Below are 24,780 nucleotides of genomic sequence, written 5' to 3' on the forward strand. Positions count from 1 at the left end.
CCCGCCCGGAGACGGGATGCGGGGCCGGGAGACCGGGCCGCGATGACAGAAGACGTCAGGAGAAAACCCCATGTCCGCCAGCACAGCCGCCCGCGAGGCCACCCGCACGGGGGCCGATGGCAAGCCCTGCCAGCCGCCCGCCTTTCCTTCCTTCCGCGCCGACCATGTCGGCAGCCTGCTGCGCCCCGCCGCGCTGCGTGAGGCCCGCCAGGCCCGCGCCGAAGGGAAGCTCTCCGCCGAGGCGCTGCGCCAGGTGGAGGACGAGCAGATCGCCCGGGTGGTGGCGAAGCAGGAATCGGTCGGCCTGCGTGCCGCCACGGATGGCGAGTACCGCCGTGCCTACTGGCATTACGACTTCCTGGGCGGGCTGGACGGGATCGAGATCTACGAGCCCGAGGACAAGGTCCAGTTCAAGGGCGCGACGCTCGGCCACAAGCTGCGGGTGAACGGGCGGATCGGCTGGAAGCCCAGCATGATCGAGGATTTCCGCTTCACCGCCGGCTGCACCTGCCACGCCATCGCCAAGCAGACCATCCCCTCCCCCAGCGTGGTGCATTTCCGCGGCGGGCGGGAGGCGATCGCACGCGACGTCTATCCGGACATGGACGGGTTCTTCGACGATCTCGGGCGGACCTACGAGGATGCGGTGAAGGCCTTCCATGCCGCCGGCTGCCGCTATCTCCAGCTCGACGAGGTCAACATCGCCTATCTCTGCGATCCGGAGCAGATCGAAGGGCTGAAGCGGCGCGGCGAGCATGTGGAGGGGCTGCTCGACATCTATGCCGGCATGATCAATCGCGCGACCCGGGCGCGGCCGCCCGGCATGGCGATGAGCATGCATCTCTGCCGGGGGAATTTCCAATCCACCTTCGTCGCCTCCGGCGGCTACGAGCCGGTGGCCGAGGTGCTGTTCAACGCCATCGACATCGACGCCTACTTCATGGAGTTCGACGACGAGCGCTCGGGCGGCTTCGAGCCGCTGCGCTTCGTGCCGCGCGGAAAGAAGGTCGTCGTGCTGGGCATCGTCACCAGCAAAAACGGCACGCTGGAAAGCAAGGACGAGCTGAAGCGCCGCATCGACGAGGCGGCGAAGTTCCTGCCGCTGGAACAGCTCGCCATCAGCCCGCAATGTGGCTTCGCCAGCACCCAGGAGGGGAACAAGCTCTCCGAGGAGCAGCAATGGGCCAAGCTGCGGCTCTGCGCCGAACTGGCCGAGGAGATCTGGGGGCGCTGAGGCCGGGATCACCGGGATCGGGGCGGCGCGTCCGCCCCGCTTTCCCGGAGGCATGGCCGGAAGGGTAACGGCGGGGGCACCGCTGGCCATGCCAGCCCCGCGGCAAGCGCGGGAGCAGGTGTGGCTGGCGCGCGGCCTTTCGTGGCCCCATGCCTTCCGGACATGGGGAGCGGCGATGGCGCGGGCAGAATGGCCGCGTTGCGCCGGAACGACAGGTTTTCAGGAGGTTCGTGGTGGGCGCGACAGGGATTGAACCTGTGACCTTCCCCGTGTCAGGGGGAAACCTATCGCCCCAAAGCCTCCCAAACCTCCTGATCTATCCCATCAAGTGTCTGAATTAACTTGCTAAAAGACCCTATTAGGCTTGATTGCGTTTGCGACTCTTTGCCCTCTTGTGCTACCTAGATGTTACCTAGTTCACCGCGAGGGTTGAAGAGAGAATGGCCGCGAAGATCACCCTGAAAGAGTGCCGCTCTCTCGGCCAAGGCGAAGAGCTTTGGGATAGCGTCGTGAAGGGCTTCGGCATCCGTCGCCAGCAAAGCGACGCGGTTAGCTTCGTCCTGCTCTACCGCACCAAGGACGGGCGCCAACGCCGCTTCACGATTGGCCGCTTCGAATCGCCCTGGAAGCCCGAAGAGGCACGCAAGGAAGCGCAGCGGCTTCTAGCGGAAGTCGCCAAGGGCAATGACCCTGCCGAAGCGAAGCAGGAAGCGCGTAGCTCCATGAGCGTTGCCGAGCTTTGCGAAGCTTACATGAAGGCTGCCGAGAAAGGCTTAATCCTGAATCGGCAAGGCCAAGCGAAGAAGGCCACGACACTCAGCCGCGACCATAGCCGGATCAATGCCAACATCGTTCCGCTGATCGGCCATTTGAAAGCGAATGCCGTCACTCAGAAGGACATTCGCGAGTTCATGACGGCGATCATGGAAGGCAAGATCAAGAAGCGGACCAAGCTGGACAAGCCCCGTGCCGTATCGAACATCAGGGGCGGCAATGGCGCTGCGGCGCGGACCATGAGCTTCCTGGGCGGCATCTTCTCCTGGGCCGTGTCCGAGGGCATTCGAGCCGACAACCCATGCCAAGGCATCCGCAAGCCCGCTGACGGCGTGAGGCAGCGGCGGCTAGGGGACAAGGAATATGCCGCCCTGGCCTATGGGCTGACGGCAGCCGCCCTACCGGGCGGGGATCAGAAGCCAGTTCCGGCCCCTGCCCTCGCCCTCGCCCGTTTCCTGGCCCTGACAGGCTGGCGCATGGGCGAGGCTTTGAAACTGACATGGGGTGAAGTCGATATCGCGAAGCGGATCGCGACGCTGACGGATAGCAAGACCGGTCGCAGCGTTCGGCCTCTCTCCGAAGCGGCTTGCAAGATCATTACGGAACAGCCTCGCATTGAGGGCCGCGAAATCGTCTTCATGCCCGCCAAAGGAGGCGAAGAAGCCACGATGACGGGCTTCCCCAAGGCGCTCGCTCGCATCGTGAAGGCTGGCAACCTACCGGAAGACATTACCGCGCATGTTCTGCGGCATAGCTTCGCAAGCCTTGCGGCTGATCTTGGCTACTCAGATAGCACGATTGGTGAACTGATCGGCCATCGCAACGGCGCCGGTATCACTCGCCGCTATATCCATCGGTCAGATGCCGTGTTGCTCGCCGCTGCCGATGCCGTGGCTAACAAGACGCTCGAACTCATGAGCGAGAAGAAGCCGGAAGCAGTCAGCGAGGCGGCATAAGAAGGGCGGCAAAGGCTTCTGCCCCTGCCGCCCTGATCCTGGCCCTAGGCTGGCCGCTGGCGCCGCTTAGCGGAGGCCGAAGGCCACCGGGGGCGTAGCCCCCCTGCCGCCCTGGCTAGGCCCCTGGCCCTGATCCTCGCTCGCTCGCCGCCCACCGTTGGAACTGCCACCGGAAGCCCCGCTTCCAGAAGCCTTGCTGGGATTTTTCAAAGACCAATAGAAAATATCGACAAGTCGTCCCTTCGGCGAACTCTCATGCGGTGCGGCGCGATCTGCGGTAAGGAAGTCATAGAGCCTATGATGGCTGTCGCAACCAAGCACGCTTGGCTCGCCATCCTTGCCAGCAACGCGAACCGGCTCTTCCGAACCCTTCACGAATACAGCGGGCTTGCCTTCGTGCAACCGCCATTCGTAAAGCGTGCCGAACAAAATATTGAATGTGTCAGCTTCAACGGCAACTTCGTTGACGAAGTTCTCAACCGGCCAATTCAGCGTGTAATTCGCAATCTGCTTATTTGCCTCTTCAAGCTTGCCCTGCATCTCGGCAAGTGTCGCCGCGCCTTCGGTCTTGGCAGTCTCCAACTCGGCCTTCGCGGTCTTCAAAGCTTCAACAGCTTCCCGCTTCTCGGCAAGGATCGCTTCCCGGTTGCCCTTAACTGCGATAATTTCGGCCTCAAGTTCAGCGATGCGAGCATTCGCCTGTTCAATGGTATCAGCCATTTTAAAATCCTTTCCTGTTAACCAATTCGCTTGCCGTTACGGAACTCAACAACCTGCCGTCCAACAATCGGATTGAGCGGCGCATTGCGGAACATCTTGGAAGTCACTTCAACCCGGTTATGCTTCTGGCAAAGCTTCTTCGGGCGAAAATTACCGTTGGTCATACTGAATACGAAAGCCGATCCGCAGCATTCGCAATTAGTTTTCCAACCGACAATTCCTTCATTCACTTCAATGCACTTGAATAAGTTCTCTTCGCACTCAATGATCGTTCCAACCGCCGGGAACAACTTATATTCGAGCATTTGTCATTCAAACTCCATTGAGGTTCCGCTGCGCTTCATATTCCCTGCGTCGCTCCATAATTGTATTGATGCCAATGCTAATCCCATCCCGCTTTAGGTTTTCGACGCACTGACGAAGCGGAAGGCCAGATGATACCGCCATATTGATTTGCGTTTCGCGATCAATGTCTCTATCCAAATCCACTACGAGCGACTTTTTGTTCCACTCCGGTATTTCTTGCTCCTTCAAAATAAGCTTCATCTTTCGCCCGCCTTCTTGATCTTTCAGCTTCTTGATGGTTAAATCAATTTTCTTAGTCTTTTCAATATCCCTATCGAGGAAAATCTCGCCATCAAAATTGCTCACAATGGACGAACTTCCTCGAGCGCGGTCTTTATTGAAATGCCCGGTATGATGTAGGACCAAGACAGAGCATCCGGGAAAGATGGCCTTGATTTTGTCCATTCCGCTAGTAAAAATACCAACGTCTTTTGATGAATTCTCGTCACCCACGCCAAATGCTCTTGCCAGGGTATCAATCACGATTAGCGAAGGTAAACCATGAGCTTCAACTAGCGATTCAATAACCTCAATGGTCTCATCCACATTCTTTTGTTCGGTCATGGCAGGGAGACGGTTCGCGACGAATAGCGGAATGTCATCCATCGAGACATCATGATAGTTCGCCCAAGCTCTAATCCGCTTTGCCAATCCCGCCTTCCCTTCACCGGCAAGATAAAACACCGGCGACCGGCGCATAACTTTATCACCAAGAAAATCTATCCCGGTTGCAACGCTACATGCCATTGCGAGGGCATAGAAAGATTTACCAACGCGCGAAGCTGCGATAACGCTCGTTATAGAGTCAACTTCAAGAACCTTCTCGATAAGCCATTCTTCTTTGTTGTCCTCAATATCCTTTGCCATTTTAAACTCCAACTTCAACTTGTCAGCCTTTGGCGGCTGCCAAGCGTTCGATTGCGGCGCTTGCTGAACAGGCTTCGCGGCATTGCTATTCGGGTTGATCCAGCCGCGCTTCTGCGCTTCGGTGAAGATCAAATTCAAACCGCCATCGGCAGCGGTGGCAGCATCCCAAAGCTCGCGATTCTTGCGCTGATCGTAAGAACCGTCATTTGCGGCGGCGCTCCATCGATCAAACACCGGCCATCCGCTTTCACCCTCAGCCTTGAGCGCGATCATGGCATGGCGCCAGAAGCCGCCCTTCGTCGGTGGGATGGCCCATAGCGCCGCTTCGGCCTCGGCTAGCCGCGTGCTGTTGCCCGCCGATCCTGCTGGGGCATAGGCCGTCGCATCGAACCTGAACGCCACGCCGCCGCTAGGGCTGGCCGCAGGAGCGGGGAACGGCAGGACATTGCCCGGCGCCGGGGCGGCAGCCTGCCCTTCGGGCAGGGAACCCGCCCCCGTGGCGACAGCCACGGGCTGCCGCTCCGGGAAAGCCGCGCGAAGCTGATCCGCCGTGAATGGCTCGCCATCGCGCTTGAACGCAACTTCCGAAAAGAATCCTGGCGTGTTCTTATTCCAAGCGAAGCCCGGAAGCCTCATTACACGACTTGGATTAATAACTGTCTTATCGCTTTCAAAATACGCGACAAGACGCTGTTGCATCGCACTGAACTCAGCAACCGGAAGATCGGAGACTTTCCAATAGACGTGGAATTTTCCCGGCGAACTTCGAACGATGAGATGGGGAACAACACCGATCTTCTCGATATCAGTAAAATACTCGAAAAACTTCTGCTCATTTTCAACAACCTGATCTATGTCAATGAACACCGACCGAATACGGGTAATATCTTCGTCCTTGTGGCCACCTTCGTTCACCACAAAGAAGATGCCCGCACCGCTATTATTGAGTCCGACAAGTTCGCGCTCACAATCGGAAGGCCGCACATTCGACTTCGTGCGAATGAGGTTCTTTTTGTTGCGCGACTTGTTATCATCGAACGTGCGAAGATTCCACTTCGCATTCGGTTCGAAGAAGTCGAGGGTTGATTGAGCAATAGCGATATCGAACTTATTAGCCGGCGTCTGTAGAAAGGCCGGAACTTCACTTGCGGACATTAGGACGCTCCCAATTCCTAGTCATATAATCAAGCCGATCTAACTTGCCTCGTGTTTCGAACATGAGATTCGAAATCCAACGATCAAACGTCCATTCCAAAATTATATCCCGGTCCGGAGTGTAGATGATCGCATCTAATCCAGGGCAAGACCGCTCTTTCATTCCATTGCAACGCCAAAGGAATGATACGCTGACAAAGGTCCGCTGATGATACGATCCGACTTTGGTGTATCCGCCAATTAGTTGAGGATCATAAGAGCGTTCGCGAGGAATGCTTACGGCAATTGTCGTGTGGCTATCGCGCTTGTCGGACCAAATGTTATTTGGAATTCGATGAGTGACCTTGGGCAAATTTTCCGCCTGCTCCAAAATCCAATTCCACCTATTGATTACGGCAGGATGGTTGCGTATATAGTCTGACATTACTAGTCCCCTTTCTTAAGCATGAAAACTCAAGCCCGATGCCCTAGCGGTGTCGGGCTTTTCTTTTATGCGGCTCGATTTCGCGGCGGCTGAACCCTAGCCTTTGCCCAATCAAGCAAATCGGCCCAACGATAGATCGTGCGAGTTCCAAACCGGCTATAAGTCGGACCGCAACCGCGAACCGCATACATTTCAAGGGTCTTTGGGCTGATCGGATATCCCGCTTCGGTCAACGCGGCGGCAGCATCCTTACGAACAAGCAAAGCATCGGCGTTCGTCGGAACCATGACGTTAAATCCTTTTCGCTTTTCGGGACGGGCTGTTTCGGCCCGGTGACGGCATAATTGCTGGCTCTTCTATTGCCCGCAAGCCCTATTTTGGCCAGTTCCCCATTTTCTCACGAAAAGCAATTACTTTTCCTTCCATTTAGTTCAGCATTTGGAACTAGAGCCGCTTTAATCATCGCGATTATTTGGAGTTTGATTATCGCGATGTTTGAAAGGGAATTGCCGCGAGCTTTAAGGGCTATCCTCGATCCCCCGTGCCCAACGGGCACGGCTGCCGCCCTGGCGCTTCCCCTGGCCCTCGGCAAAGGCCCCAATCCTGCCCAAGAGGATCGGCGCTGGCTGGCCTTGGGCGCGTAGGAGCCATCACCCTGCCCGGAAGCCTCGCAAGGCCCCTGACGCGCGCCACTACAAGGGCCATTTGGGCGCCACTAAAGGATGCGCGGTCAGATCAGGGCGGCAGTATCGGGGGCTTTGCCCCCGATAGGTTCAGTTCCAATTACCGCGAAGAAGAGATTGGCATTTGAATGTCAACGAAGCGCGCCAGTTGGAAGCGCCGCAAGCCATAGCGGAGCGCGTCATAACCGTGATCGGCCTGGCTGCTATCAATGTCTTCCGGCTTCCGTTCATCGCGAGCGAGATAGGGAAGAGTTGACCATAGATATTCGCAGCGTCGGGCGATGTAGAGACCGGGCTTGTCAGGCTTCCCAGCATCGCGAAACATGGTCCGCATCATCTCAAGACCGGAAAGACGGTCGCCCTTAACAGCCGGTTCGAAGTAAACGCCAGCCGTTTCGAACTCTTTCGCGATGCTGCCGGTTGAATGCCCGGTTCGTGCGAAGCAAGCATCATCCGCCACGCCAAAGGGCTTCGCGTGCCACCGCTTGCACATGGCAAGGATGCGCTCCGAGACTTCCGGCACGGTCAGGCAAAGACCCGCGTTGTAATTGCCCGGCCGGTTCGTCGCGACTTCATCCAGCACAAGAACGCTATCGCGAGCGAGCCATTGATCGCGGATGTAGGCACCGGGTGAGGTAGCGAGAAGCAGCGTCACGCTTGGCGCTGCCGATCCCCAATCGTGGCTTAGGTAGAACTCCGAATCCCAATCGGCGCCAAGATCGCTTGCGGTGAAGTTCGGGATCGCAACGCGCTTCTCGTCAAGCACGGTCGCGAACATGGCGCCACGGGAGACAGCCCAATCGCCATCGGTCCATGCGCGAAGAAGCTCCGGATCGTCGGGGCAGGAGGACGTTAGCTGATCGGCATACGTCTCGCGGTCGATGAAGACGTTCCCGGCGAAGGTCGAAGGGCAGTGCATGAAGAGGCGCTTGCTCTTCTCTTCGGTGAAGACTTCCCAAGGTTCCGCGCCGTTGAAGACGTAACGCTTCGCGAGCCATTGATGCCCCACGCCAGCCGGGTTCGCCGCGACGATCATCCGAACCGGCATATCCTTCGGACCACGAAGGTTCGAACGCAGCATGTCCAGCAAATACGGATCGGCAAACTGCCCAGCTTCATCCACAACGAGAAGATTGAAACTGCGGCCCTGATACTTCGTGTAATCCGACGCGCTTTCTAGCTGTCCAAGCTCAACATAAGCGCCGTTCGGCATACGCCAGACATGTTCCGCCGCATTATACCGCGCTGCCGTGCCGTAAACCATTCCGAAGACTTCGCGTAAAGTATTCTCGAAGTCGGCAAGGCCCTTATAGCTCTTGCGAATGTAGAGAATGCGCGACTTGCTGCCGTATTGCTCCACATGCCGCAGGATTAGGAGCGCGATGCACCACGACTTGCCGCCACCGCGACCGCCGCCAAGAAAAAGATCAACTTCTTCCGGAACAGCGAAAACACGTTGCTGAAAGCTATTAAGCTCGATTGCTTCACCGCTCATGGTCAATAATCTTCTTCTTGTCTTGCTTCACCACGGCTTCAAGCTTTTCGGCACCAGGAAGTGCGAAAGTGATAGAAACGCGGTTCGCAATGTCGCTTTGATCGCCTTCACGGTAGCCATGCCGCGCCTTGAGCAAGAACATTGCCGCAGTTGCATTGCCCTTTTCGGTCGCTGCTTTGAAGAGGGAATTGAAGAGCGTATTATGCTCGGCATCGCGTCCCATATCGAAGGCGCGTTGAAGCTCTTCGTCTTCTTCAAGCCAACGATCAAACGTCGTTACTGAAACGCCAAGCTTTCGTGCAATTCCCGCTTTACTCCAACCATTTGCAGCCATATCGGAAATGCGCTCAAGCGCGTCTTCCGGCGGATTCTTCCGCAGCGGATGAGTTAGATCTTTGGCCATTGTCGGCACCTATTCGGTTATCGAGGCGGCAGTCTCCGGGGCTCTAGCCCCGGAGAGGGTTTTCGCTTCACTTGCTCAAGAGGAAAGCAAGCGGGATCGCCTTGCGCTCAACAACCCGGTTCCAATGCGAACCGTCGCGAAGATCGGCAATCGACGGGCTTTCGTCGGCAAGAGTGCCTTCGATCCAATCGAAGCCGCTAGGATGCACCGCGCAGTTATTCCGCGAGTGCAGAACTTCCATGCCGCCGCCATTACCTGCCGCCGGAACACTCTCGATTTCCGTTCCCTTGGCAACATTCGGCGCCGTCATGCCGTAACTCAGCGCACCACTACCGGCGAGGATCGTGGTGAACTTGGTCCCATCATTCGGAAGACCGTCATCAACGATAACGAGTCGGGTTTGAATAACTGCTTCAGGCTGCCGAGGCGGCGAGCGGGCGACGGTCTGCCGGCTGGATGGCTCCGCGAAGAGCGGCGAGGAGAGCCGTCAAAAGGGCCCTGAGGTGGGCGAGGATCTTGCGGATGTTGTGGCCGCAGCCGCAGAGGACGGCGTGGAGGGCATCACCGATGGTGCCCTTGAGGGCGCAGCGGGCGAGGCGGCCGTCGGCCTTCATGTGGCCGATCTCGGGCTCGATGGCGCTGCGGCGGCGGAGCAGCCGGCGCAGGCGGGGCGTGAGGCCGCGGCTGGTGCCGCTGATGAGCACCCTGGTTGCCGTGACGCCATGGACGCGGTAGCCGCGGTCGACCACGGCAAGGCTGGGACGCTGACCGGTGAGGGTCTCGACCTGCTGCAGGGCGTCGGCGAGGGTGTGGCCGTCGTAGGGGTTGCCGGGCTGGCTGCGCATGCCGACGACAAAGCCGCCCTCGATCGTGGTGGCGACGCTGACCTTGGCGCCGAACTCGTAGCGCACCCGCGCCTTGCCCTTGGCGATGCAGTCCACCTCGGGCTCGTGCAGGGCGTAGATCTTGCCCGCGCTCTTGGGTGTCTGCCGCAGCAGGCGAGTGACGAGCGCGAGGCGCTGCTCGATCCGTGCCCGCAGCGGCCCCTTAGGAACAGCGCCAAGCTTGCGGCCGATGTCGCGCAGGACGCGGCCCGTGTAGCCCTTCAAGGTCCGCAGCACCTTGCGCATGCGCCGGAACTGTCGGGCATGGGCGTGCCGCCCTGCCTTGATGGCCAGACGCGGGGCCAGACGGTTGTAGTTCTGCCGCAGGCTGATCCCGGCCTTGCCTGCCAGCGCCACCAGGGAGCGACGGGCCTTCTCGTACAGCCGGCTGTCGGTCGGATGGGTGATGGCCTTCTCCATCACGGTGGTGTCCACCGCGATCTCGGCCAGGCTGCGTTCCGATACGGCACCCGAGGCACGGCCCGCCTCGATGGTCTTGGTCAGCAGCCACTCCACGCCCTCCTCACCGATGCGGACGCGCCAGCGGCTGAGAGAGGACGGGTGAATGGGCGGGCGATGCTGGAAGAAGGTCTCGCCGGTGAAGTGCTGGAAGTAGGGGTTCTCCACCCAGCGCGCGAGCACCGCCTCGTCGGAGAGGCCATGGGCGTGCTGAAGGTACATCAGCCCGGCGACCAGGCGAGGATGGGTGGCCGGCCGTCCCTCAGCGGCGGGGAAGAAGCCGGCCCATTCCCGCTCGAACCAGGACCAGTCGATCAGCGCCGCCAGCCGCACCAGTTCGTGCCGCCCGTCGATCATGTCGACCAGCCGCGGCCGCAGCAGATCAGCCTGTTCCGGCGGGCGCGGGCGGTGCTTCATGCCCACCAGAATCGCAGCGTTTGTCGTCGAAAACAATCGCACTCTGCAAATTCAGAGCGCCCGATCCAGCAAACATTTCAGATAAATCAGTGAACTATGAGATGTTCAAGACCGACTAACTAGCTTACGCATTTAGGATGGCTTGGATATCAGACCTTAAATGTAGCTTGTCAGAAAATCGACTAGCAGCAGCACCTACCGCCTCTCGGAATGACCTTTCGTCTTTTTGGCGGCGGTAGAGCAGCGCTCTTGTTAGGTAAATTGATGGGCTAATCGGATTCAACGTTTCTGCCTCCTTTAAGTAATTTTCAGATTTTAATTCATCTGCCTCCTCCAAAGATCGGAGACACAGTGCCAAGACTCCGGTTTCAGGCCTTAGTGCTTCGGGCAACAGCTGAAGAGAATTTTCGGCAGCCGCGCGCAAAGTAGATATAGGCAGATAATCCTCATTCAACCGCCCTTTCCAAGGCGCTCGCGTCAATTTTATACCGGCGTTATTCGCATAGTTTCCTAACGCAAGGTGAATGTTGCGCCAGTTATTCTGCCTACCAAAGTAAGGCCGCAAAAAGCTAGGGCCGTCGCACCAGGATGACATAGTCTCAGAGTTCGCAATGGCAAATTGATCATCTACAGCGCCATTGCGCAGATTCGGAACACACACCACATTCGGGGGTACATCAGCAGGCAAATTAATATGTTCAATCCACAAATCCGGGCGCACCCTGAGAACCAAATCGAATAATTTGCCACGAAGATATTCTTCCTGTCGCCTAAGTAAATCGCATTGCCACCAATTCCAAACCATACGCACAGAATTACCGTCAGAGGCTGCCGTGTGCCCACCATCGGAAATTTCGTCTCTCAGTGCAGGAGGGCAATCCAACACACTATCTTTCTGTATACGGCAAATGGAGTTTGGAATTAAGGCCATCACTTCCGATGATGTGACCATCCCAGCTTTTTCATCTTCTTTCAGAAGGACATCTTTTAGGGCTGGGACGCGTTGCAGCAAGAACTCATTTTGAAAATCCGGATTTAATATGAAGGCCGCGTCAGGGCCAAAGAGTCTGATTAGTTGCCCTTGATTTAATGCACCAAAACGTTTGATCCCGCGCCGCTCCCAAAGGCTAACAAAAAACTGAGCATCTGGGAACAACTCTAGCAGCCGGGTTGCGCAGGATTCCCAGCGACGCGCTTGCCCAGAAATGCATATTGCCATGGATCGCATAGCGGCAGCTTACCTCTTATATTACAGCGCTCAGATGAGCTCCGAGGCAAGATATTGTTATAACCTGAGTTTGACAATCATGATGCGAGATAGCGATAAAACATCAGCGGCTTACGACTAAACCGCCTTCAGGCAGTAAATTTTCCCCCTTTGGAAACGCCGCCGCCACCGCCTGCGGCGGCAGCCGCAGGTGATCCCGCAACAGCCCCTTGGCCACCGCCCGCAGGTCCCGCGTCGGCGCCAGGTCCCGGTTCTCGAACAACTGCCCGTCGCGCAACCCCGGCCAGTCCGCCAGCACCCGCCCGCCCGCCACCGCCCCGCCGAGGACGAAGGCCACGCCCCCGGTGCCATGGTCCGTCCCGTTGTTGCCGTTCACCCGCGCGGTGCGGCCGAACTCGGTCATCACCAGCACGGCGGTGTGCTTCCAGGCGGGGCCGAGCTGCGCCTTCAGCGCGTTCATCCCGCCATCCAGCTGCGACAGCACGGGGTTCAGCCGCCGCGTCTGGTCGGCATGGGTGTCCCAGCCGCCGATCTCCAGCGCCGCCACGCGCGGCCCGTCCGGCGCCGCCATCAGCTTCCCCGCGATCCCGGCCAGGGCCAGGAAACCGCCGCGCACGCCCCGCTCCTCCCCCAGCACCTCGCTGGCGAAGCCCCGGCCGCGCAGCCCGTCCTGCACCGCGGGGCCGAGCAGAGGGTCGGCATGCACCAGGTCGGCCACGCGGGCATAAAGGTCCGGCGCCGGCCGCACGGGCCGGGGCGGTGCCCACATCCCCACATGCTGCGGCCCGCGCATCAGCAGCGGCAGCGACAGCCCGACCGCCAGCCCGAGATCCGATTCCCCCTTCGGCCGCGCCGCAAAGCCGGACAGGGCGCGGTTGAGCCAGCCGGAGGTCAGCCCGCCGCGCTCCACGGCGCCGCTCTCCAGCATGTCCTGCGCCTCGAAATGGCTGCGGTTGCGATAGGGGCCGGCGACGGCATGGATGGGCAGCATCTCCCCGGCGCGGAACATGCCGTGCAGCGCGCCCAGGCTGGGGTTCAGCCCGAAGAAGCCGCCGCAATCGAGCAGCCCGCCCTCCTGCCCCGGCTCCGGCAAGGCGAGCGACCCGCGCAGCGCGCGGTAGTTCGCGTCGCCATAGGGCGCCAGGGCGGCCATCCCGTCCATGGCGCCGCGCAGGATGACGACGACCAGCCGGTTCTCGCCCGGCAGCACCCCGGCCGGCATGGCGGCGAAGGCGAGGCGGGAGCGCGCGGCGACCGCCGTGGCGGCGAGGCCCAGCAGCAGGCCGCGCCGCCCGATGGGGGGAAGATGGCTCATCGGCGTTGGAACTCCGGGCTGCTGAACAGCAGGGTCAGGGCCTCCTGCGGCGATCCCGCGCCACGGATCGCCCCGCGCGTCTCGGCGGAGGCCAGGGGGCCGAGCGCCACCTCCGTCACCGCCATGGGATCCTTGCGGGCGAAGCGTCCGGCCTGCTGGAAGGACCAGTCCACCCGCTGCATCGCGGCCTCGGGGCCCAGCCAGTCCTTGCCCCGGTCGGGCCAGCCATTGGGCTGCGCGGCGCCCCAGATCTGCTGGCCGAGGCCGAAGGCGCTCTTGAAGGCCATCTCCCCGAACTGCGCCCCGTCGCAGCCGAAGGCGCGATAGACGGCGGTGACATAGTCCAGCGGGCCACGCAGCTTGGTGAGCGGCGGGTTCCAGGCTTCCGGCAGCCGCACCAGGGCACGGGACACGGCGCCCAGGTCGCCATCCGTGTCCCGCAGCACCGCCTCCAGCTTCGCCACCGCGGCGGGCGGCGGGTCATCGGCTACGAAATGCCGGGCCAGCTTGGTGGCGAGGTGCCGGTGCGTGGCGGGGTGGGCGGCCAGGAAGCGCAGCGCCGCCTCCGTCTCCGCCCGCCCATCCACCATCAGGCCGCCGCCGAAGCGCTGGCCGAGGATGGTCTTCACGCCCGGCTCATGCGCCGGGTCGCGGAACACGGTGCCATAGGGCTCGCGGTCCCGCTCATAGCGCCAGCCGGTGAGGAGCCGCGCGAATTCCGTCACGTCGCGCTGGGTATAGCCGGCGGCGGGCGAGACGCTGTGCAGCTCCATCACCTCGCGCGCCAGGTTCTCGTTCAGCCCGCGCCCCGTCTTGCGGCCGATCGGGCTGTCCGGTCCGACCGAGGCCGCCTGATCGAGATAGCCGAGCATGGCCGGATGGGTGGTGGAGGCGATCAGCATGTCCGCGAAGCGCCCGGTCACATGCGGCCGGATCACGTCCTGGATGAAGGAGGGCACCGTCACATTGGCCTGGGTGCTGGCGCGGCGGCTGATGGTGAAGTGGTTGGACCAGAAATCGACCAGCCGCTCGCGGAAGGGGGCCGGCGTGTCGATCCGCCAGGCGCAGGCGGCGACGCTCTCGGCCATCACATAGGTCTCGACCGGCGTGACCTGGCCCGGCTGCACCGGTCCCGCCGCATCGCGCTCCCGCCAGACGCGGAAGCCGTCCGCCACGGTCGGCACGTGGTCGAACCCTACCGGTGGCGGAGGATGCGGGGCAGGCTGGTCGATCTGGGCGAGGAGCCAGGCCTCGGCATCGGGGGGAACCGGCTGGTCCGGCCGCGGCCCCAGGCCGAAACGGATCGCCGCCTGGATGGATCGGGCACTCATGCCCGCATGATGTCACAGCGCTTGCTGCGCTGCGCAACCACAAAGAGTAACTGACCGCGTGTTAATACACTCTTTACGTGCATTCCATGGGCGCGCCGACGCACCTATGGAATGCCGCATGATCCCGGGCGGGAATCCTCCCGCCCGGAGAGCCGAGGGGCGCCTCAGATATGCAGCGCCCGCCCATCGACGGCCAGCGCCGCCTCCTTCACCGCCTCGTTCAGCGAAGGATGCGCGTGGCAGATGCGCGCCACATCCTCGGCCGAGGCGCCGAACTCGATCGCCATCACCAGCTCGGCGATCAGCGTGCCCGCATCCGGCCCCAGGATATGGGCGCCGAGCACGCGGTCGGTCTCCTTGTCGGCCAGGATCTTCACGAACCCGTCCGTGGTGCCCATGGCGCGGGCGCGGCCATTGGCGGTGAAGGGGAACTTGCCGACCTTGTAGGCCGTCCCGGCCTCCTTCAGCGTCTCCTCGGTCTCGCCCACCGAGGCCACCTCCGGCCAGGTATAGACCACGCCCGGAATGGCGGCGTAGTTCACATGGCCATGCTGCCCGGCCAGGATCTCGGCGACAGCGACGCCCTCCTCCTCGGCCTTGTGCGCCAGCATCGGGCCGGCGATCACGTCGCCGATGGCATAGATGCCGGGCACGTTGGTGGCGAAATGCCCGTCCACCTTCACCCGGCCCCGTTCATCCAGCGCCACGCCCGCGGCATCGAGTCCCAGCCCCTCGACATAGGGGCGGCGGCCGATGGCCAGCAGCACGACGTCGGCCTTGATCTCCTCGGCGGTGCCGCCGGCGGCAGGCTCCACGGCCAGCGTCACGCCGTCCTTGCCCTTGGTGGCGCCGGTCACCTTGCTCTTCAGCTTGAACTTGATGCCCTGCTTGGACAGCACGCGCTCGAACTGCTTGGCGATCTCGCCATCCATGCCGGGCACGAGGCGGTCGAGGAACTCGATCACCGTCACCTCGGCGCCCAGGCGGCGCCAGACGGAGCCCAGCTCCAGCCCGATCACGCCGCCGCCGATGACGACGAGATGGCCCGGCACCTTCTCCAGCTCCAGCGCACCGGTGGAGGTGACGATCTGCTTCTCGTCCACCTCGACACCCTTCAGGGGTGCGCTGTCGGAGCCGGTGGCGATGATGATGTTCTTCGTCTCGTAGGTCGCGCCCTCGACCTCGACCTTGCCCGGGGCGGTGATCCTGCCCGCGCCCTTCAGCCAGGTGACCTTGTTCTTCTTGAACAGGAACTCGACGCCCTTGACGTTGGCACCGACCACCTCGCCCTTGCGGGCCTGCATGCGGGCGAGGTCGAGCGTGAGCTGCCCCACGCCGATGCCGTGGTCGGCGAAGTGGTGCGCCGCCTCCTCGTAGTTCTCGGAGGACTGCAGCAGCGCCTTGGAGGGGATGCAGCCGATGTTCAGGCAGGTGCCGCCCAGCGTGGCCCGCTTCTCCACACAGGCCACCTTCATGCCGAGCTGCGCGGCGCGGATGGCACAGACATAGCCGCCGGGACCGGCGCCGATGACGATAACGTCGAAGCTCTCAGACATGATGGGTGCTGCAATCCTGTCAGGTGGACGTTGCGGGCAGGCGTAGCAGGGCTGGCGCCGGGCTTGAAGGGCGCCCCGCCAGGAACACGCCATGACCCCGCTTATCCTGCCAGATGGGGGCCGTGACAGCCCGGCGCCGCGCCCGTGGGCGGGAGCCAGGGATGCACCGGGCACGGGTCCGGCGGCCAGCGGCATCGCCCCCCCCCCCCGCTCGGCAAGGCGGAACCCAGGGCGGTGCCCGGGCAGCCGGAGCGGAGCTGGACCAGCCCCGTGATCATGATGGCCGGGACGTGATCGCCCACCTTGCCCCCTCGGACAGGCCGGCGCTATGAGATGTTATAACGTTTTGAAAGCCACGCCATGCGACGCCGCTCCACCCTGCTCCTGGCCCCCGCCCTGCTTTCCCTGGGCAACCTCCTCGCCCCCGGCTCCGCCCGGGCACAGGCCGCCGCCCCGTCCGGCGCGCCACGGCTGGATGTCGTCGCCTCCTTCTCCATCCTGGGCGACATGGTGCGTCAGGTCGGCGGCGACCGGGTGGCCATCCATACCCTGGTCGGCCCCGGCGGCGACTCCCACACCTACCAGCCCCGCCCCTCCGATGCGGCGGCGATCCGCTCCGCCGGGCTCGTGGTCCGCAACGGCCTCGGCTTCGAGCCGTGGCTCGACCGGCTGATCCGCTCCTCCGCCACCAAGGCCCGGATCGCGACGGCCAGCCAGGGCGTGACCCCGCGGAAGATGGTGGAGGAAGGCCATGGCCACAGCCACGAGGCAACCGATCCCCATGCCTGGCAGGACCTCCGGAACGGCCAGGCCTATGCCGGCAACATCGCGGAAGCCCTCGCCGCGGCGGACCCCGAGGGCGCCGATCTCTACCGCCGCAACGCCGCGGCCTTCCGGGAACGCCTCGCCAGCCTGGATGCCTGGGTGCGGGAACAGGTCGCGACCGTGCCGGAGGCGCGCCGCATCGTCGTGACCAGCCATGACGCCTTCGGCTATTTCGGCGCGGCCTATGGCGTGCGCTTCGAGGCGCCCCAGGGCATGAGCACGGAAAGCGAACCCTCCGCCGCCCAGGTTGCCGCGCTGATCCGGCAGGTGCGGGCAAAGCACGTCACCGCCGTCTTCATCGAGAACATGACCAACCCGGCGCTCCTGGAACGCCTGGCCCGGGATGCCGGGGCCAAGGTGCAAGGCGAGCTGTTCTCCGACTCCCTTTCGCCGCCGGACGGCCCGGCCGCGACCTACGAGGCCATGTTCCGGCACAATGTCGGCCTGCTGGTGCCCGCGATGCGCGGCGCCTGAGGCCGGAACACGTCCCCGACGGGCCGGGCCCCGGCGAAGCAAGGGCCGCTTTCATGGACGAGCATCCATGAAAGCGACGGCCTGCCTTGCCCATTCATCAGATAGACCTGCCGCCGCGGCCCTATGGCCCTCCCGGCATCCGCGCTAGAGAAACGGCCTGGCTCGAACAGGAGAGATCGGATGGATAGCAGCGGAATCGTTGTCGGCGAGCCTCATGAGGTCCGCAAACGCGTCATGGCCATCGTCGGCGCATCCTCCGGCAACCTGGTCGAGTGGTACGACTTCTACACCTACGCCTTCACCGCGCTGTACTTCGCGCATGCCTTCTTTCCCAGCGGCAACCAGACGGTGGCGCTGCTCCAGGCGGCCGCCGTCTTCGCCATCGGCTTCCTGATGCGCCCGATCGGCGGCTGGTTCTTCGGCCGCCTCGGCGACCGCAAGGGGCGGAAGTTCTCGATGCTGGTCTCCGTGCTCATGATGTGCGGCGGCTCGCTGGTGATCGCGATCCTGCCGACCTATGACAGCATCGGCATCGCGGCGCCTCTCCTGCTGCTGCTCGCCCGCATGACCCAGGGCCTCTCCGTGGGCGGCGAATACGGCACCGTCGCGACCTATATGAGCGAGGTCGCGACCTCGAAGAACCGCGGCTTCTATTCCTCCTTCCAGTACGTGACGCTGATCGGCGGCCAGCTCCTCGCCGTGCTGGTGGTGGTGATCCTGGAGATGCTGATCACGGCCGACCAGATGCGCGCCTGGGGCTGGCGCGTCCCCTTCCTGATCGGCGCCGCCACGGCGGTGATCGCCCTCTACCTGCGCCGCTCGCTGCACGAGACCTCGACGGAGAAGACGCGCAGCGCCAAGGGCGCCGGCACGCTGCGCGCGCTGCTCGCCCACCCGCGCTCCTTCCTGACGGTGCTGGGCCTCACCGCCGGCGGCAGCCTGCCCTTCTACACCTTCACCACCTACATGCAGAAATACCTGGTCAACACGACCGGCTTCCCGGTGAAGACCGTGAGCCTCGTGATGACGGCGGCGCTCTTCCTCTACATGTGCATGCAGCCGATCTTCGGTGCCATCTCGGACCGTTTCGGCCGCAAGAACCTGCTGCTGGTCTATGGCGTGGCGGGCATCCTCACCACCATCCCGCTGCTGAACGCCCTGGGCACCGCTTCCTCTCCCCTCGTCGCGCTGGGCCTGCTGCTGATCGCCCTGGCCGTCATCAGCTGCTACACCTCCATCAGCGGCGTGCTGAAGGCAGAACTCTTTCCCGCCGAGGTCCGGGCGCTGGGCGTCGGCCTCTCCTATGCCATCGGCAACGCGATCTTCGGCGGCTCGGCGGAATACGTCGCCCTCAGCTTCAAGAATGCCGGGGTGGAGAGCTATTTCGGCTGGTACGTCACCATCATGCTCGTGGTCGCCCTGGTCTCGGTGATCCTGATGCCCGACATGCAGAAGAAGGGCTTCATGCGGGACGAAGCCGGCCGCTGACTGCCAATGCCTGGGGCCGGGCTGCACAGATCCTGTGCAGCCTGGGCCGGGCACCTTGAAAACCCTTGGGAAACGAGGCGGCGCGGCGCGTTGACACCCGCGCCATCCGGGGGACAGCCTAGGGGCAACCCAGGAAAGCCCCCGGATGACCGACGCCCTCGAACTGACCCGACGCTCCCTCCTGGCCGGCTTCGCGACGCTGGCCGTGGCCGCCCCGGCCCTTCCGGGACAGGCCCTGGCCCAGGCGGCGGGGGGACCCGGGGCGCCTTCCTCGGCCATCCGCGGCGGCCGCATGGCCTTCGGCCGCTACACCGACAGCCAGTTCCTGGACCCGGTGACCACCGAGCTGAATGCCGACATCTGGGTCCTCACCAACCTCTTCGACACGCTCCTCTCCCCCACCCCGGACGGCAAGGGGCTGCAGCCCGGCCTGGCCACGGAATGGAAATGGAGCGACGACAGGCTCGCCCTGGAGCTGACGCTCCGCCCCGGCGTGAAGTTCGCCGATGGCAGCGACCTGACCCCGGCGGATGTGGCCTGGTCGCTCGACCGCGCCCGCGGCACCGGCGCCTGGAAGGACCTGATCGGCTCGATCAAGGCCGTGGAGCCGGGCGAAGGAAAGGTCACGATCCGCCTCGGCCACCCCGACGCCACGCTGCTGGCGGCACTCGCCACCTTCAACACGGGCATCATGCCGCAGAAGCTGGTCGAGGCCGCGCCCGGCGCCACGGTGGAAGACAAGATGAAGGCCTTCGCCGAGAAGCCTGTCGGCACCGGCCCCTTCGTGCTGGCCTCCTGGCAGCGTGGCCAGACCATGCTGCTGAAGCGCAACCCGCATCACTGGCGCGTGGCCGCGGACGGCAAGCCGCTGCCCTATCTGGATGAGCTCCGCTTCGACATCGTGCCCGACGACGCCACCCGCCTGCTGAAGCTGAAGGCCGGCGAGCTGGATGGCACGGAATTCGTCCCCTATGCCCGGGTGAAGGAGCTGCAGGCCGACCCGGCCATGCGGATGGAGCTCTGGCCCTCGACCCGCGTGCGCTATGTCGGGCTCAACTGCCGCCCGGAATACAAGGGCCGGAAGAACCCGATGGCCGATGTGCGGGTGCGCCAGGCCATCAACCACGCGGTGAACAAGGACGCGATCATCGCGATCACCACGCAGGGGCTGGGCAAGCCCATGCGCTCCTTCATGTCCTCCACCACGCCGCTGTTCAGCGGCCCGGCCTCGGGCGCCCTCTACCCCTACGACCTCGCCAAGGCCAAGGCGCTGATGGCCGAGGCGGGCTATGCCGAGGGCTTCGAGGTGACCTGCCAGACCATCTCCGGCAACCAGGACGACGTGAACGACCTGACCGCGATCCAGCAGATGCTGGCCGCGATCCGGATCAAGGTGACGATCGAGCAGCTCGACAACGCCACCAAGGTCGCCCGCTACCGCGCCGGCGACTTCCAGCTCCGCACCGCGCTCTGGACCAACGACATCGCCGACCCGGCGCAGATCACCTCCTACTTCGCCTACTACCCGAATGTGGAGAATGTGCGCTCCGGCTACCAGAACCCGAAGCTGGACGAGCTCTACCTCGCCAGCAGCAAGGAGACGGACCTGGAGAAGCGCACCGCGATGTACCAGGAGATCCAGAAGACCTACGCCGAGGCCGCGCCGATCCTCTTCCTCTACGAGACGCCCTATCCGGTCGCCTTCCGCAAGCAGGCCACCGGCTTCGTGCAGATCCCGCTGGGCAACAACCTTTTCGCGGAAGCCGCGGTTCAGCGCTGAGCCGCCGGTGCTGCGCTATGCCCTGCGCCGCATCGGCCAGATGCTGCCGACCCTCGCTTTGGCGGTGGTCGCGGTCTTCTTCCTGGCGCGCGCCATGCCGGGCGACGCCGTCTCGGCCATGCTGGGGGAACGCGGCACCGACGAGGCCGTGGCGCGCCTCACCGCCGAGCTGGGGCTGGACCGCTCGGTGCCGGAACAGTTCTGGTCCTATGTGACGCTGCTGGCGCAAGGCAACCTGGGCATGTCGATCGGCGCCCGCGTGCCGGTGCTGCAACTGGTGGCGGAGCGCCTGCCGGCCACGCTGCTGCTGACACTGATGGCGATCATCCTGTCGCTGCTGCTCAGCCTGCCGCTCGCCTTCATCGCCGCGCTGCGCGCCGGGCGGTGGGAGGATGTGGCGGTGCGCAGCGGCCTCCAGGTCGGCCTCAGCGCGCCGATCTTCTTCCTGGGCCTGCTGCTGCTCACCCTCTTCGCGGCGCAGTGGCGGATCTTCCCGGTGGGCGGCTATGGCGACACGCCGCTGGAACACATCTACCACCTCTTCCTCCCCGCCCTGACGCTGGCCCTTTCCTTCACCGCCGTGGCGACGCGCTCGCTGCGCGCCTCGCTGCTGGGCACGCTGCGGGCGGAGCATGTGGCCTTCGCCCGCTCCAAGGGCCTGCCGGAATCCGTGGTGATGCGCTCCCATGTCCTGCGTCCCGCGGCGGCGGCCACGGTCTCCCTGGTCGGCTTGCAGATCGGCGGGCTGCTGGGCGGCGCGGTGATCACCGAAAGCGTCTTCGCCATCCCAGGCGTGGGGCGGCTGATGGTGGACAGCATCTTCGCCCGCGACTACCCGGTGGTGCAGGGGCTGACCCTGGTGCTGGCGGTGCTGGTCTCGCTGACCTTCCTGGCGACCGACCTCACCGTCGCCTGGCTCGATCCGCGCGCCACGCAGCGGAGGCGCTCATGAGGGCGCTGGCCCTCGGCGGCGCGATCCTCGGCATCGTGGTGCTCTGCGCCCTGGTGCCGCAGCTCATCGCCCCCTTCGACCCGCTCTTCTTCGACTACAACGCGCTGATGGCCCCGCCCTCCTGGGAGCACCCCTTCGGCACCGACCAGTTCGGCCGCGACGTGCTGTCCCGCACCGTCTGGGCCGCGCGGGTGGACCTGGAGATCGCCGTGCTCGCCGTGGCCGGACCGATGGTCGTCGGCGGCTTCCTGGGCCTGATGGCGGGCTATCTCGGCGGCATCGCCGACACGCTGCTGGGCCGCGCCATGGACCTCGTGGTCACCTTTCCCTTCCTGGTGCTGGTGATCGCCATCGTCGCGGTACTCGGCCCGGGCCTGACCAACATGTACATCGCCATCGCCATCGCCGGCTGGGTCCCCTATGCCCGCCTGATGCGGGGCGAGGTCGCGGTGGTCGCCGCCACCGACCACATCTCGGCGGCGCGCGGCCTGGGCTACGGCACCGCGCGCATCCTGGGCCGCCACGTCCTGCCCAATGCGGTGCGGCCGGTCCTCGCCTATGCCGTCTCCGACATGGCGCTGGCCATCCTGCTCGGTTCCTCGCTCGGCTATCTCGGCCTGGGCGCACAGCCGCCGGAGGCCGAATGGGGCGTGCTGGTGGCGGACGGCAAGAACTTCCTGACCCAGGCGCCCTGGATCGCGATCTTCCCCGGCGTCGCCGTGGTGATCTGCGGCCTCGGCTTCTCGCTCCTGGGCGATGGGCTAGCGGACCGCATGGACATCCGGCGTTGACGGCGGCGGGAACCCTGACGCCGCCCGCATCCGCCGCCGCGCCCGCCACCGGCGAGGGGCTGCGGGTGCGCGGCCTGCGCGTCGCCATGGGGCCGCTGCCGATCGTGCACGGCGTCGACCTCGCCGTGGCGCCGGGCGAGATCCTGGGGCTGGTGGGCGAGAGCGGCAGCGGCAAGAGCGTGTCCCTGCGCGCCATCCCCGGCCTGCTGCCGCCCAAGGCCCGCATCGCCGGCGAGGTGCTGTGGAATGGCCGGAACCTCCTGGCCCTGCCGCCCCGCGCCTTGCAGCAGGTGCGGGGGCGGGAGGTCGCGATGATCTTCCAGGAGCCCGGACTGGCACTGAACCCGGTGATGACCGTGGGCGCGCAGATCGACGAAAGCCTGCAGGCGCATTTCCCGCGCCTCGGCCGCGCGGCGCGGCGGGAGCGGGCGGAGCAGCTCCTGGCCGAGGTCGGCATCCCCAGCCCGCGCGAGCGCCTGGGCTCCTACCCGCATGAATTCTCCGGCGGCATGCGCCAGCGCGCGATGATCGCCATCGCCCTGGCCCCCGGCCCCCGGCTGCTGCTGGCCGACGAGCCCACCACGGCGCTCGACGTCACGGTGCAGGACGGCATCCTGCGCCTGCTGCGCCGCCTGGTGGAGGAGCACCGCATGGCCATGATCCTGGTCACGCACGACCTGGGCGTGGTGGCCGAAACCTGCGACCGGGTCTCGGTGATGTATGCCGGGCGGGTGGTGGAAAGCGGCCCCGCCGCCGGCCTCTTCGCCCATCCGCGCCACGCCTACACCGCCGCCCTGCTCGGTGCCATGCCGGGCGAGGAAAACGAGGGCGGCCGCCTCAGCCCCGTGCCCGGCACGCCACCCTCGCCGCTGCGGATGCCGCCGGGCTGCGCCTTCGCCCCCCGCTGCACCTGGCGGATGGCGGGCTGCGAGGCCGGCGTGCCGGCGCTGGAATCGGTGGAGCCGGACCATCTGGCCGCCTGCCTCGCCGCCGATCTCCTGCCGCCGCGATGGATGGAGCAGGAACGATGAGCGCCGTCCTCCAGTTCACGCCGCCGGAGGTGCTGCTCCGCGTCAGCGAGGCGACGCGCAGCTTCAGGGCACCACGGGGCGGGCGCGTGCAGGCGCTGCGCGGCGTGTCGCTCGCGGTGCGTCGGGGCGAGGTGCTGGGCATCGTCGGCGAATCCGGCTGCGGCAAGTCCACCCTGGCCCGCCTGCTGGTCGGGCTGGATTCTCCCGATGGCGGGCAGGTGAGCTTTGGCGGCGACGATCTGGCCGCCCTGCGCGGAGCCACCCGCCGACGCTTCCACCGCCGCGCGCAGATGGTGTTCCAGGATCCGCACACCTCCCTGAACCCGCGCCTGACCGTGGGCGAGACGCTGGGCGAGGCGCTGCGCGTCCACGGCATCGTGCCGGTCCCGCAGATCGCCGGGCGGGTGGCGGAGCTCCTGGCCTCGGTGAACCTGCCGCCCGAGGCCGCCTCGCGCCGGCCGCACGAATTCTCCGGCGGCCAGCGGCAGCGCATCGGCATCGCCCGCGCCCTGGCGGTGGAGCCGGAGATGATCGTGGCCGACGAGCCGGTCTCGGCCCTCGACGTTTCCGTGCAGGCCGGCGTGGTGAACCTCTTCGCCGAGCTGCGCGAGCGGCTGGGCCTTACCCTGGTCTTCATCACCCATGACCTGCGGCTGGTGCGCCACCTCTCCGAGCGCGTGGTGGTGATGTACCTGGGCAAGGTGGTGGAGGAAGGCCCGACCCGCCGCCTCTTCGCTGCGCCCCGCCATCCCTATACCCGCGCCCTGCTGTCCGCCGTGCCCCGCCTCGACCCCTCCGCCGCCCCGCGCCCGGCGCCGATCTCGGGCGAGGTGCCGAGCCCCCTCGCCCCGCCCTCCGGCTGCGCCTTCCACACCCGCTGCCCGATCGCTCAGTTCCCGCGCTGCTCGGCGGATGTGCCGGAGCTGACCGTCCGCCAGGGGCCCTGGCCGGTGGCCTGCCACTTCCCGGGATAGAGCCGCCGCAGCTCGTGCCGGAATGGGCCGCCGTTGTGCCTCTGGCCCGGGGTAAAGGCTCCGCCTTCCCCCGTAACCCCCATCCGCCAGGAGCCGGTGGCTCCTGGACCTGCCGTCAGTTGGCTCGCACTGCCGCCAGATCGCGCCGGAGAGCATGGCTCTCCGGCAACTGCGGGTGCCACCCGGTGCCGTTTCCGGCACCCCACTGTGTCCGCCAGC

At 64.4% G+C, this 24,780-nt stretch carries 20 protein-coding genes; 9 read left to right on the plus strand and 11 right to left on the minus strand.

Translation table 11 applies throughout. From position 1 onward, the window contains the following. Nucleotides 1-70: 70 nt before the first annotated feature. Nucleotides 71-1,234 (plus strand): 5-methyltetrahydropteroyltriglutamate--homocysteine S-methyltransferase, encoded by a 1,164-nt coding sequence (locus BT98_RS0110035; protein ID WP_019460136.1) that lies wholly within the window; start codon nt 71-73, stop codon nt 1,232-1,234. Between the two features lie 440 nt (nt 1,235-1,674). Further along, a complete protein-coding gene (locus BT98_RS23950) occupies nt 1,675-2,964 on the plus strand; it encodes a tyrosine-type recombinase/integrase (protein WP_037250403.1) in 1,290 nt (429 codons plus the stop codon). Between the two features lie 66 nt (nt 2,965-3,030). Here BT98_RS23950 and BT98_RS27210 read toward each other — a convergent pair whose 3' ends face one another. From BT98_RS27210 to lpdA, 11 genes are all read right to left on the minus strand, one after another. After that, on the minus strand, nt 3,031-3,684 hold the full coding sequence (locus BT98_RS27210; protein WP_147292485.1) for a coiled-coil domain-containing protein: 654 nt from the start codon (nt 3,682-3,684) through the stop codon (nt 3,031-3,033). Between the two features lie 17 nt (nt 3,685-3,701). Next, nucleotides 3,702-3,989 carry a hypothetical protein gene (locus BT98_RS27215; RefSeq protein ID WP_147292486.1) on the minus strand — a complete coding sequence of 96 codons (288 nt, stop codon included), beginning with the start codon at nt 3,987-3,989 and terminating at the stop codon, nt 3,702-3,704. A gap of 7 nt (nt 3,990-3,996) precedes the next feature. Continuing rightward, nucleotides 3,997-6,051, minus strand: coding sequence for an AAA family ATPase (locus tag BT98_RS26570; protein WP_081798566.1), 2,055 nt, complete (start codon nt 6,049-6,051; stop codon nt 3,997-3,999). Between the two features lie 1,207 nt (nt 6,052-7,258). Beyond that, nucleotides 7,259-8,653, minus strand: a complete 1,395-nt coding sequence (locus tag BT98_RS0110050; RefSeq protein WP_081798567.1) for a phage terminase large subunit — start codon at nt 8,651-8,653, stop codon at nt 7,259-7,261. Further along, complete coding sequence (locus BT98_RS26575; RefSeq protein WP_081798568.1) at nt 8,643-9,056, minus strand: helix-turn-helix domain-containing protein; 414 nt, start codon at nt 9,054-9,056, stop codon at nt 8,643-8,645. The genes BT98_RS0110050 and BT98_RS26575 overlap by 11 nt, the downstream gene beginning before the upstream one ends. A gap of 67 nt (nt 9,057-9,123) precedes the next feature. Further along, entirely contained in the window at nt 9,124-9,366 is a 243-nt protein-coding gene (locus BT98_RS27220) for a hypothetical protein (RefSeq protein ID WP_147292487.1), read from the minus strand. Between the two features lie 103 nt (nt 9,367-9,469). Beyond that, on the minus strand, nt 9,470-10,816 hold the full coding sequence (locus BT98_RS0110055) for an IS5 family transposase (protein WP_037250405.1): 1,347 nt from the start codon (nt 10,814-10,816) through the stop codon (nt 9,470-9,472). A 124-nt stretch (nt 10,817-10,940) separates the two neighbouring features. After that, a complete protein-coding gene (locus BT98_RS27225; protein ID WP_147292461.1) occupies nt 10,941-12,044 on the minus strand; it encodes a hypothetical protein in 1,104 nt (367 codons plus the stop codon). 103 nt (nt 12,045-12,147) lie between these two features. Next, complete coding sequence (locus tag BT98_RS0110060) at nt 12,148-13,359, minus strand: DUF1501 domain-containing protein (protein WP_019460882.1); 1,212 nt, start codon at nt 13,357-13,359, stop codon at nt 12,148-12,150. Next, a complete protein-coding gene (locus BT98_RS0110065; RefSeq protein WP_019460881.1) occupies nt 13,356-14,690 on the minus strand; it encodes a DUF1800 domain-containing protein in 1,335 nt (444 codons plus the stop codon). The genes BT98_RS0110060 and BT98_RS0110065 overlap by 4 nt, the downstream gene beginning before the upstream one ends. A 164-nt stretch (nt 14,691-14,854) precedes the next feature. Then, entirely contained in the window at nt 14,855-16,246 is a 1,392-nt protein-coding gene (gene lpdA, locus BT98_RS0110070; protein WP_019460880.1) for a dihydrolipoyl dehydrogenase, read from the minus strand. 360 nt (nt 16,247-16,606) lie between these two features. Here lpdA and BT98_RS0110075 point away from each other — a divergent pair, with 360 nt between their 5' ends. From BT98_RS0110075 to BT98_RS0110105, 7 genes are all read left to right on the plus strand, one after another. Next, entirely contained in the window at nt 16,607-17,545 is a 939-nt protein-coding gene (locus BT98_RS0110075; protein ID WP_019460879.1) for a metal ABC transporter substrate-binding protein, read from the plus strand. Nucleotides 17,546-17,725: 180 nt separating this feature from the next. After that, nucleotides 17,726-19,033 carry an MFS family transporter gene (locus tag BT98_RS0110080; protein WP_037250407.1) on the plus strand — a complete coding sequence of 436 codons (1,308 nt, stop codon included), beginning with the start codon at nt 17,726-17,728 and terminating at the stop codon, nt 19,031-19,033. A gap of 145 nt (nt 19,034-19,178) precedes the next feature. After that, nucleotides 19,179-20,813 (plus strand): ABC transporter substrate-binding protein, encoded by a 1,635-nt coding sequence (locus BT98_RS0110085; RefSeq protein WP_019460877.1) that lies wholly within the window; start codon nt 19,179-19,181, stop codon nt 20,811-20,813. Between the two features lie 7 nt (nt 20,814-20,820). After that, on the plus strand, nt 20,821-21,765 hold the full coding sequence (locus BT98_RS0110090; protein ID WP_019460876.1) for an ABC transporter permease: 945 nt from the start codon (nt 20,821-20,823) through the stop codon (nt 21,763-21,765). After that, on the plus strand, nt 21,762-22,556 hold the full coding sequence (locus tag BT98_RS0110095; protein ID WP_019460875.1) for an ABC transporter permease: 795 nt from the start codon (nt 21,762-21,764) through the stop codon (nt 22,554-22,556). Before BT98_RS0110090 ends, BT98_RS0110095 begins: the two co-directional genes overlap by 4 nt. Further along, a complete protein-coding gene (locus tag BT98_RS0110100) occupies nt 22,553-23,587 on the plus strand; it encodes an ABC transporter ATP-binding protein (protein ID WP_019460874.1) in 1,035 nt (344 codons plus the stop codon). The genes BT98_RS0110095 and BT98_RS0110100 overlap by 4 nt, the downstream gene beginning before the upstream one ends. After that, nucleotides 23,584-24,561 (plus strand): ABC transporter ATP-binding protein, encoded by a 978-nt coding sequence (locus BT98_RS0110105; RefSeq protein ID WP_019460873.1) that lies wholly within the window; start codon nt 23,584-23,586, stop codon nt 24,559-24,561. Before BT98_RS0110100 ends, BT98_RS0110105 begins: the two co-directional genes overlap by 4 nt. The last annotated feature ends 219 nt before the right edge of the window (nt 24,562-24,780 follow it).

The organism is Roseomonas mucosa ATCC BAA-692 (assembly GCF_000622225.1).
Taxonomy (GTDB): Bacteria; Pseudomonadota; Alphaproteobacteria; order Acetobacterales; family Acetobacteraceae; genus Roseomonas; species Roseomonas mucosa.

Excerpts from the sequence above, each read along its gene's own strand:
- BT98_RS0110035 (WP_019460136.1), top strand. The coding sequence starts at position 71 with ATGTCCGCCAGCACAGCCGCCCGCGAGGCCACCCGCACGGGGGCCGAT.
- BT98_RS27215 (WP_147292486.1), bottom strand. The coding sequence starts at position 3,989 with ATGCTCGAATATAAGTTGTTCCCGGCGGTTGGAACGATCATTGAGTGC.
- BT98_RS26570 (WP_081798566.1), bottom strand. The coding sequence starts at position 6,051 with ATGTCCGCAAGTGAAGTTCCGGCCTTTCTACAGACGCCGGCTAATAAG.
- BT98_RS0110075 (WP_019460879.1), top strand. The coding sequence starts at position 16,607 with ATGCGACGCCGCTCCACCCTGCTCCTGGCCCCCGCCCTGCTTTCCCTG.
- BT98_RS0110065 (WP_019460881.1), bottom strand. The coding sequence starts at position 14,690 with ATGAGTGCCCGATCCATCCAGGCGGCGATCCGTTTCGGCCTGGGGCCG.
- BT98_RS27210 (WP_147292485.1), bottom strand. The coding sequence starts at position 3,684 with ATGGCTGATACCATTGAACAGGCGAATGCTCGCATCGCTGAACTTGAG.
- BT98_RS27220 (WP_147292487.1), bottom strand. The coding sequence starts at position 9,366 with ATGACGGCGCCGAATGTTGCCAAGGGAACGGAAATCGAGAGTGTTCCG.
- BT98_RS0110050 (WP_081798567.1), bottom strand. The coding sequence starts at position 8,653 with ATGAGCGGTGAAGCAATCGAGCTTAATAGCTTTCAGCAACGTGTTTTC.
- lpdA (WP_019460880.1), bottom strand. The coding sequence starts at position 16,246 with ATGTCTGAGAGCTTCGACGTTATCGTCATCGGCGCCGGTCCCGGCGGC.
- BT98_RS0110060 (WP_019460882.1), bottom strand. The coding sequence starts at position 13,359 with ATGAGCCATCTTCCCCCCATCGGGCGGCGCGGCCTGCTGCTGGGCCTC.
- BT98_RS0110105 (WP_019460873.1), top strand. The coding sequence starts at position 23,584 with ATGAGCGCCGTCCTCCAGTTCACGCCGCCGGAGGTGCTGCTCCGCGTC.
- BT98_RS0110055 (WP_037250405.1), bottom strand. The coding sequence starts at position 10,816 with ATGAAGCACCGCCCGCGCCCGCCGGAACAGGCTGATCTGCTGCGGCCG.
- BT98_RS23950 (WP_037250403.1), top strand. The coding sequence starts at position 1,675 with ATGGCCGCGAAGATCACCCTGAAAGAGTGCCGCTCTCTCGGCCAAGGC.
- BT98_RS0110095 (WP_019460875.1), top strand. The coding sequence starts at position 21,762 with ATGAGGGCGCTGGCCCTCGGCGGCGCGATCCTCGGCATCGTGGTGCTC.
- BT98_RS26575 (WP_081798568.1), bottom strand. The coding sequence starts at position 9,056 with ATGGCCAAAGATCTAACTCATCCGCTGCGGAAGAATCCGCCGGAAGAC.
- BT98_RS0110080 (WP_037250407.1), top strand. The coding sequence starts at position 17,726 with ATGGATAGCAGCGGAATCGTTGTCGGCGAGCCTCATGAGGTCCGCAAA.
- BT98_RS0110085 (WP_019460877.1), top strand. The coding sequence starts at position 19,179 with ATGACCGACGCCCTCGAACTGACCCGACGCTCCCTCCTGGCCGGCTTC.
- BT98_RS27225 (WP_147292461.1), bottom strand. The coding sequence starts at position 12,044 with ATGCGATCCATGGCAATATGCATTTCTGGGCAAGCGCGTCGCTGGGAA.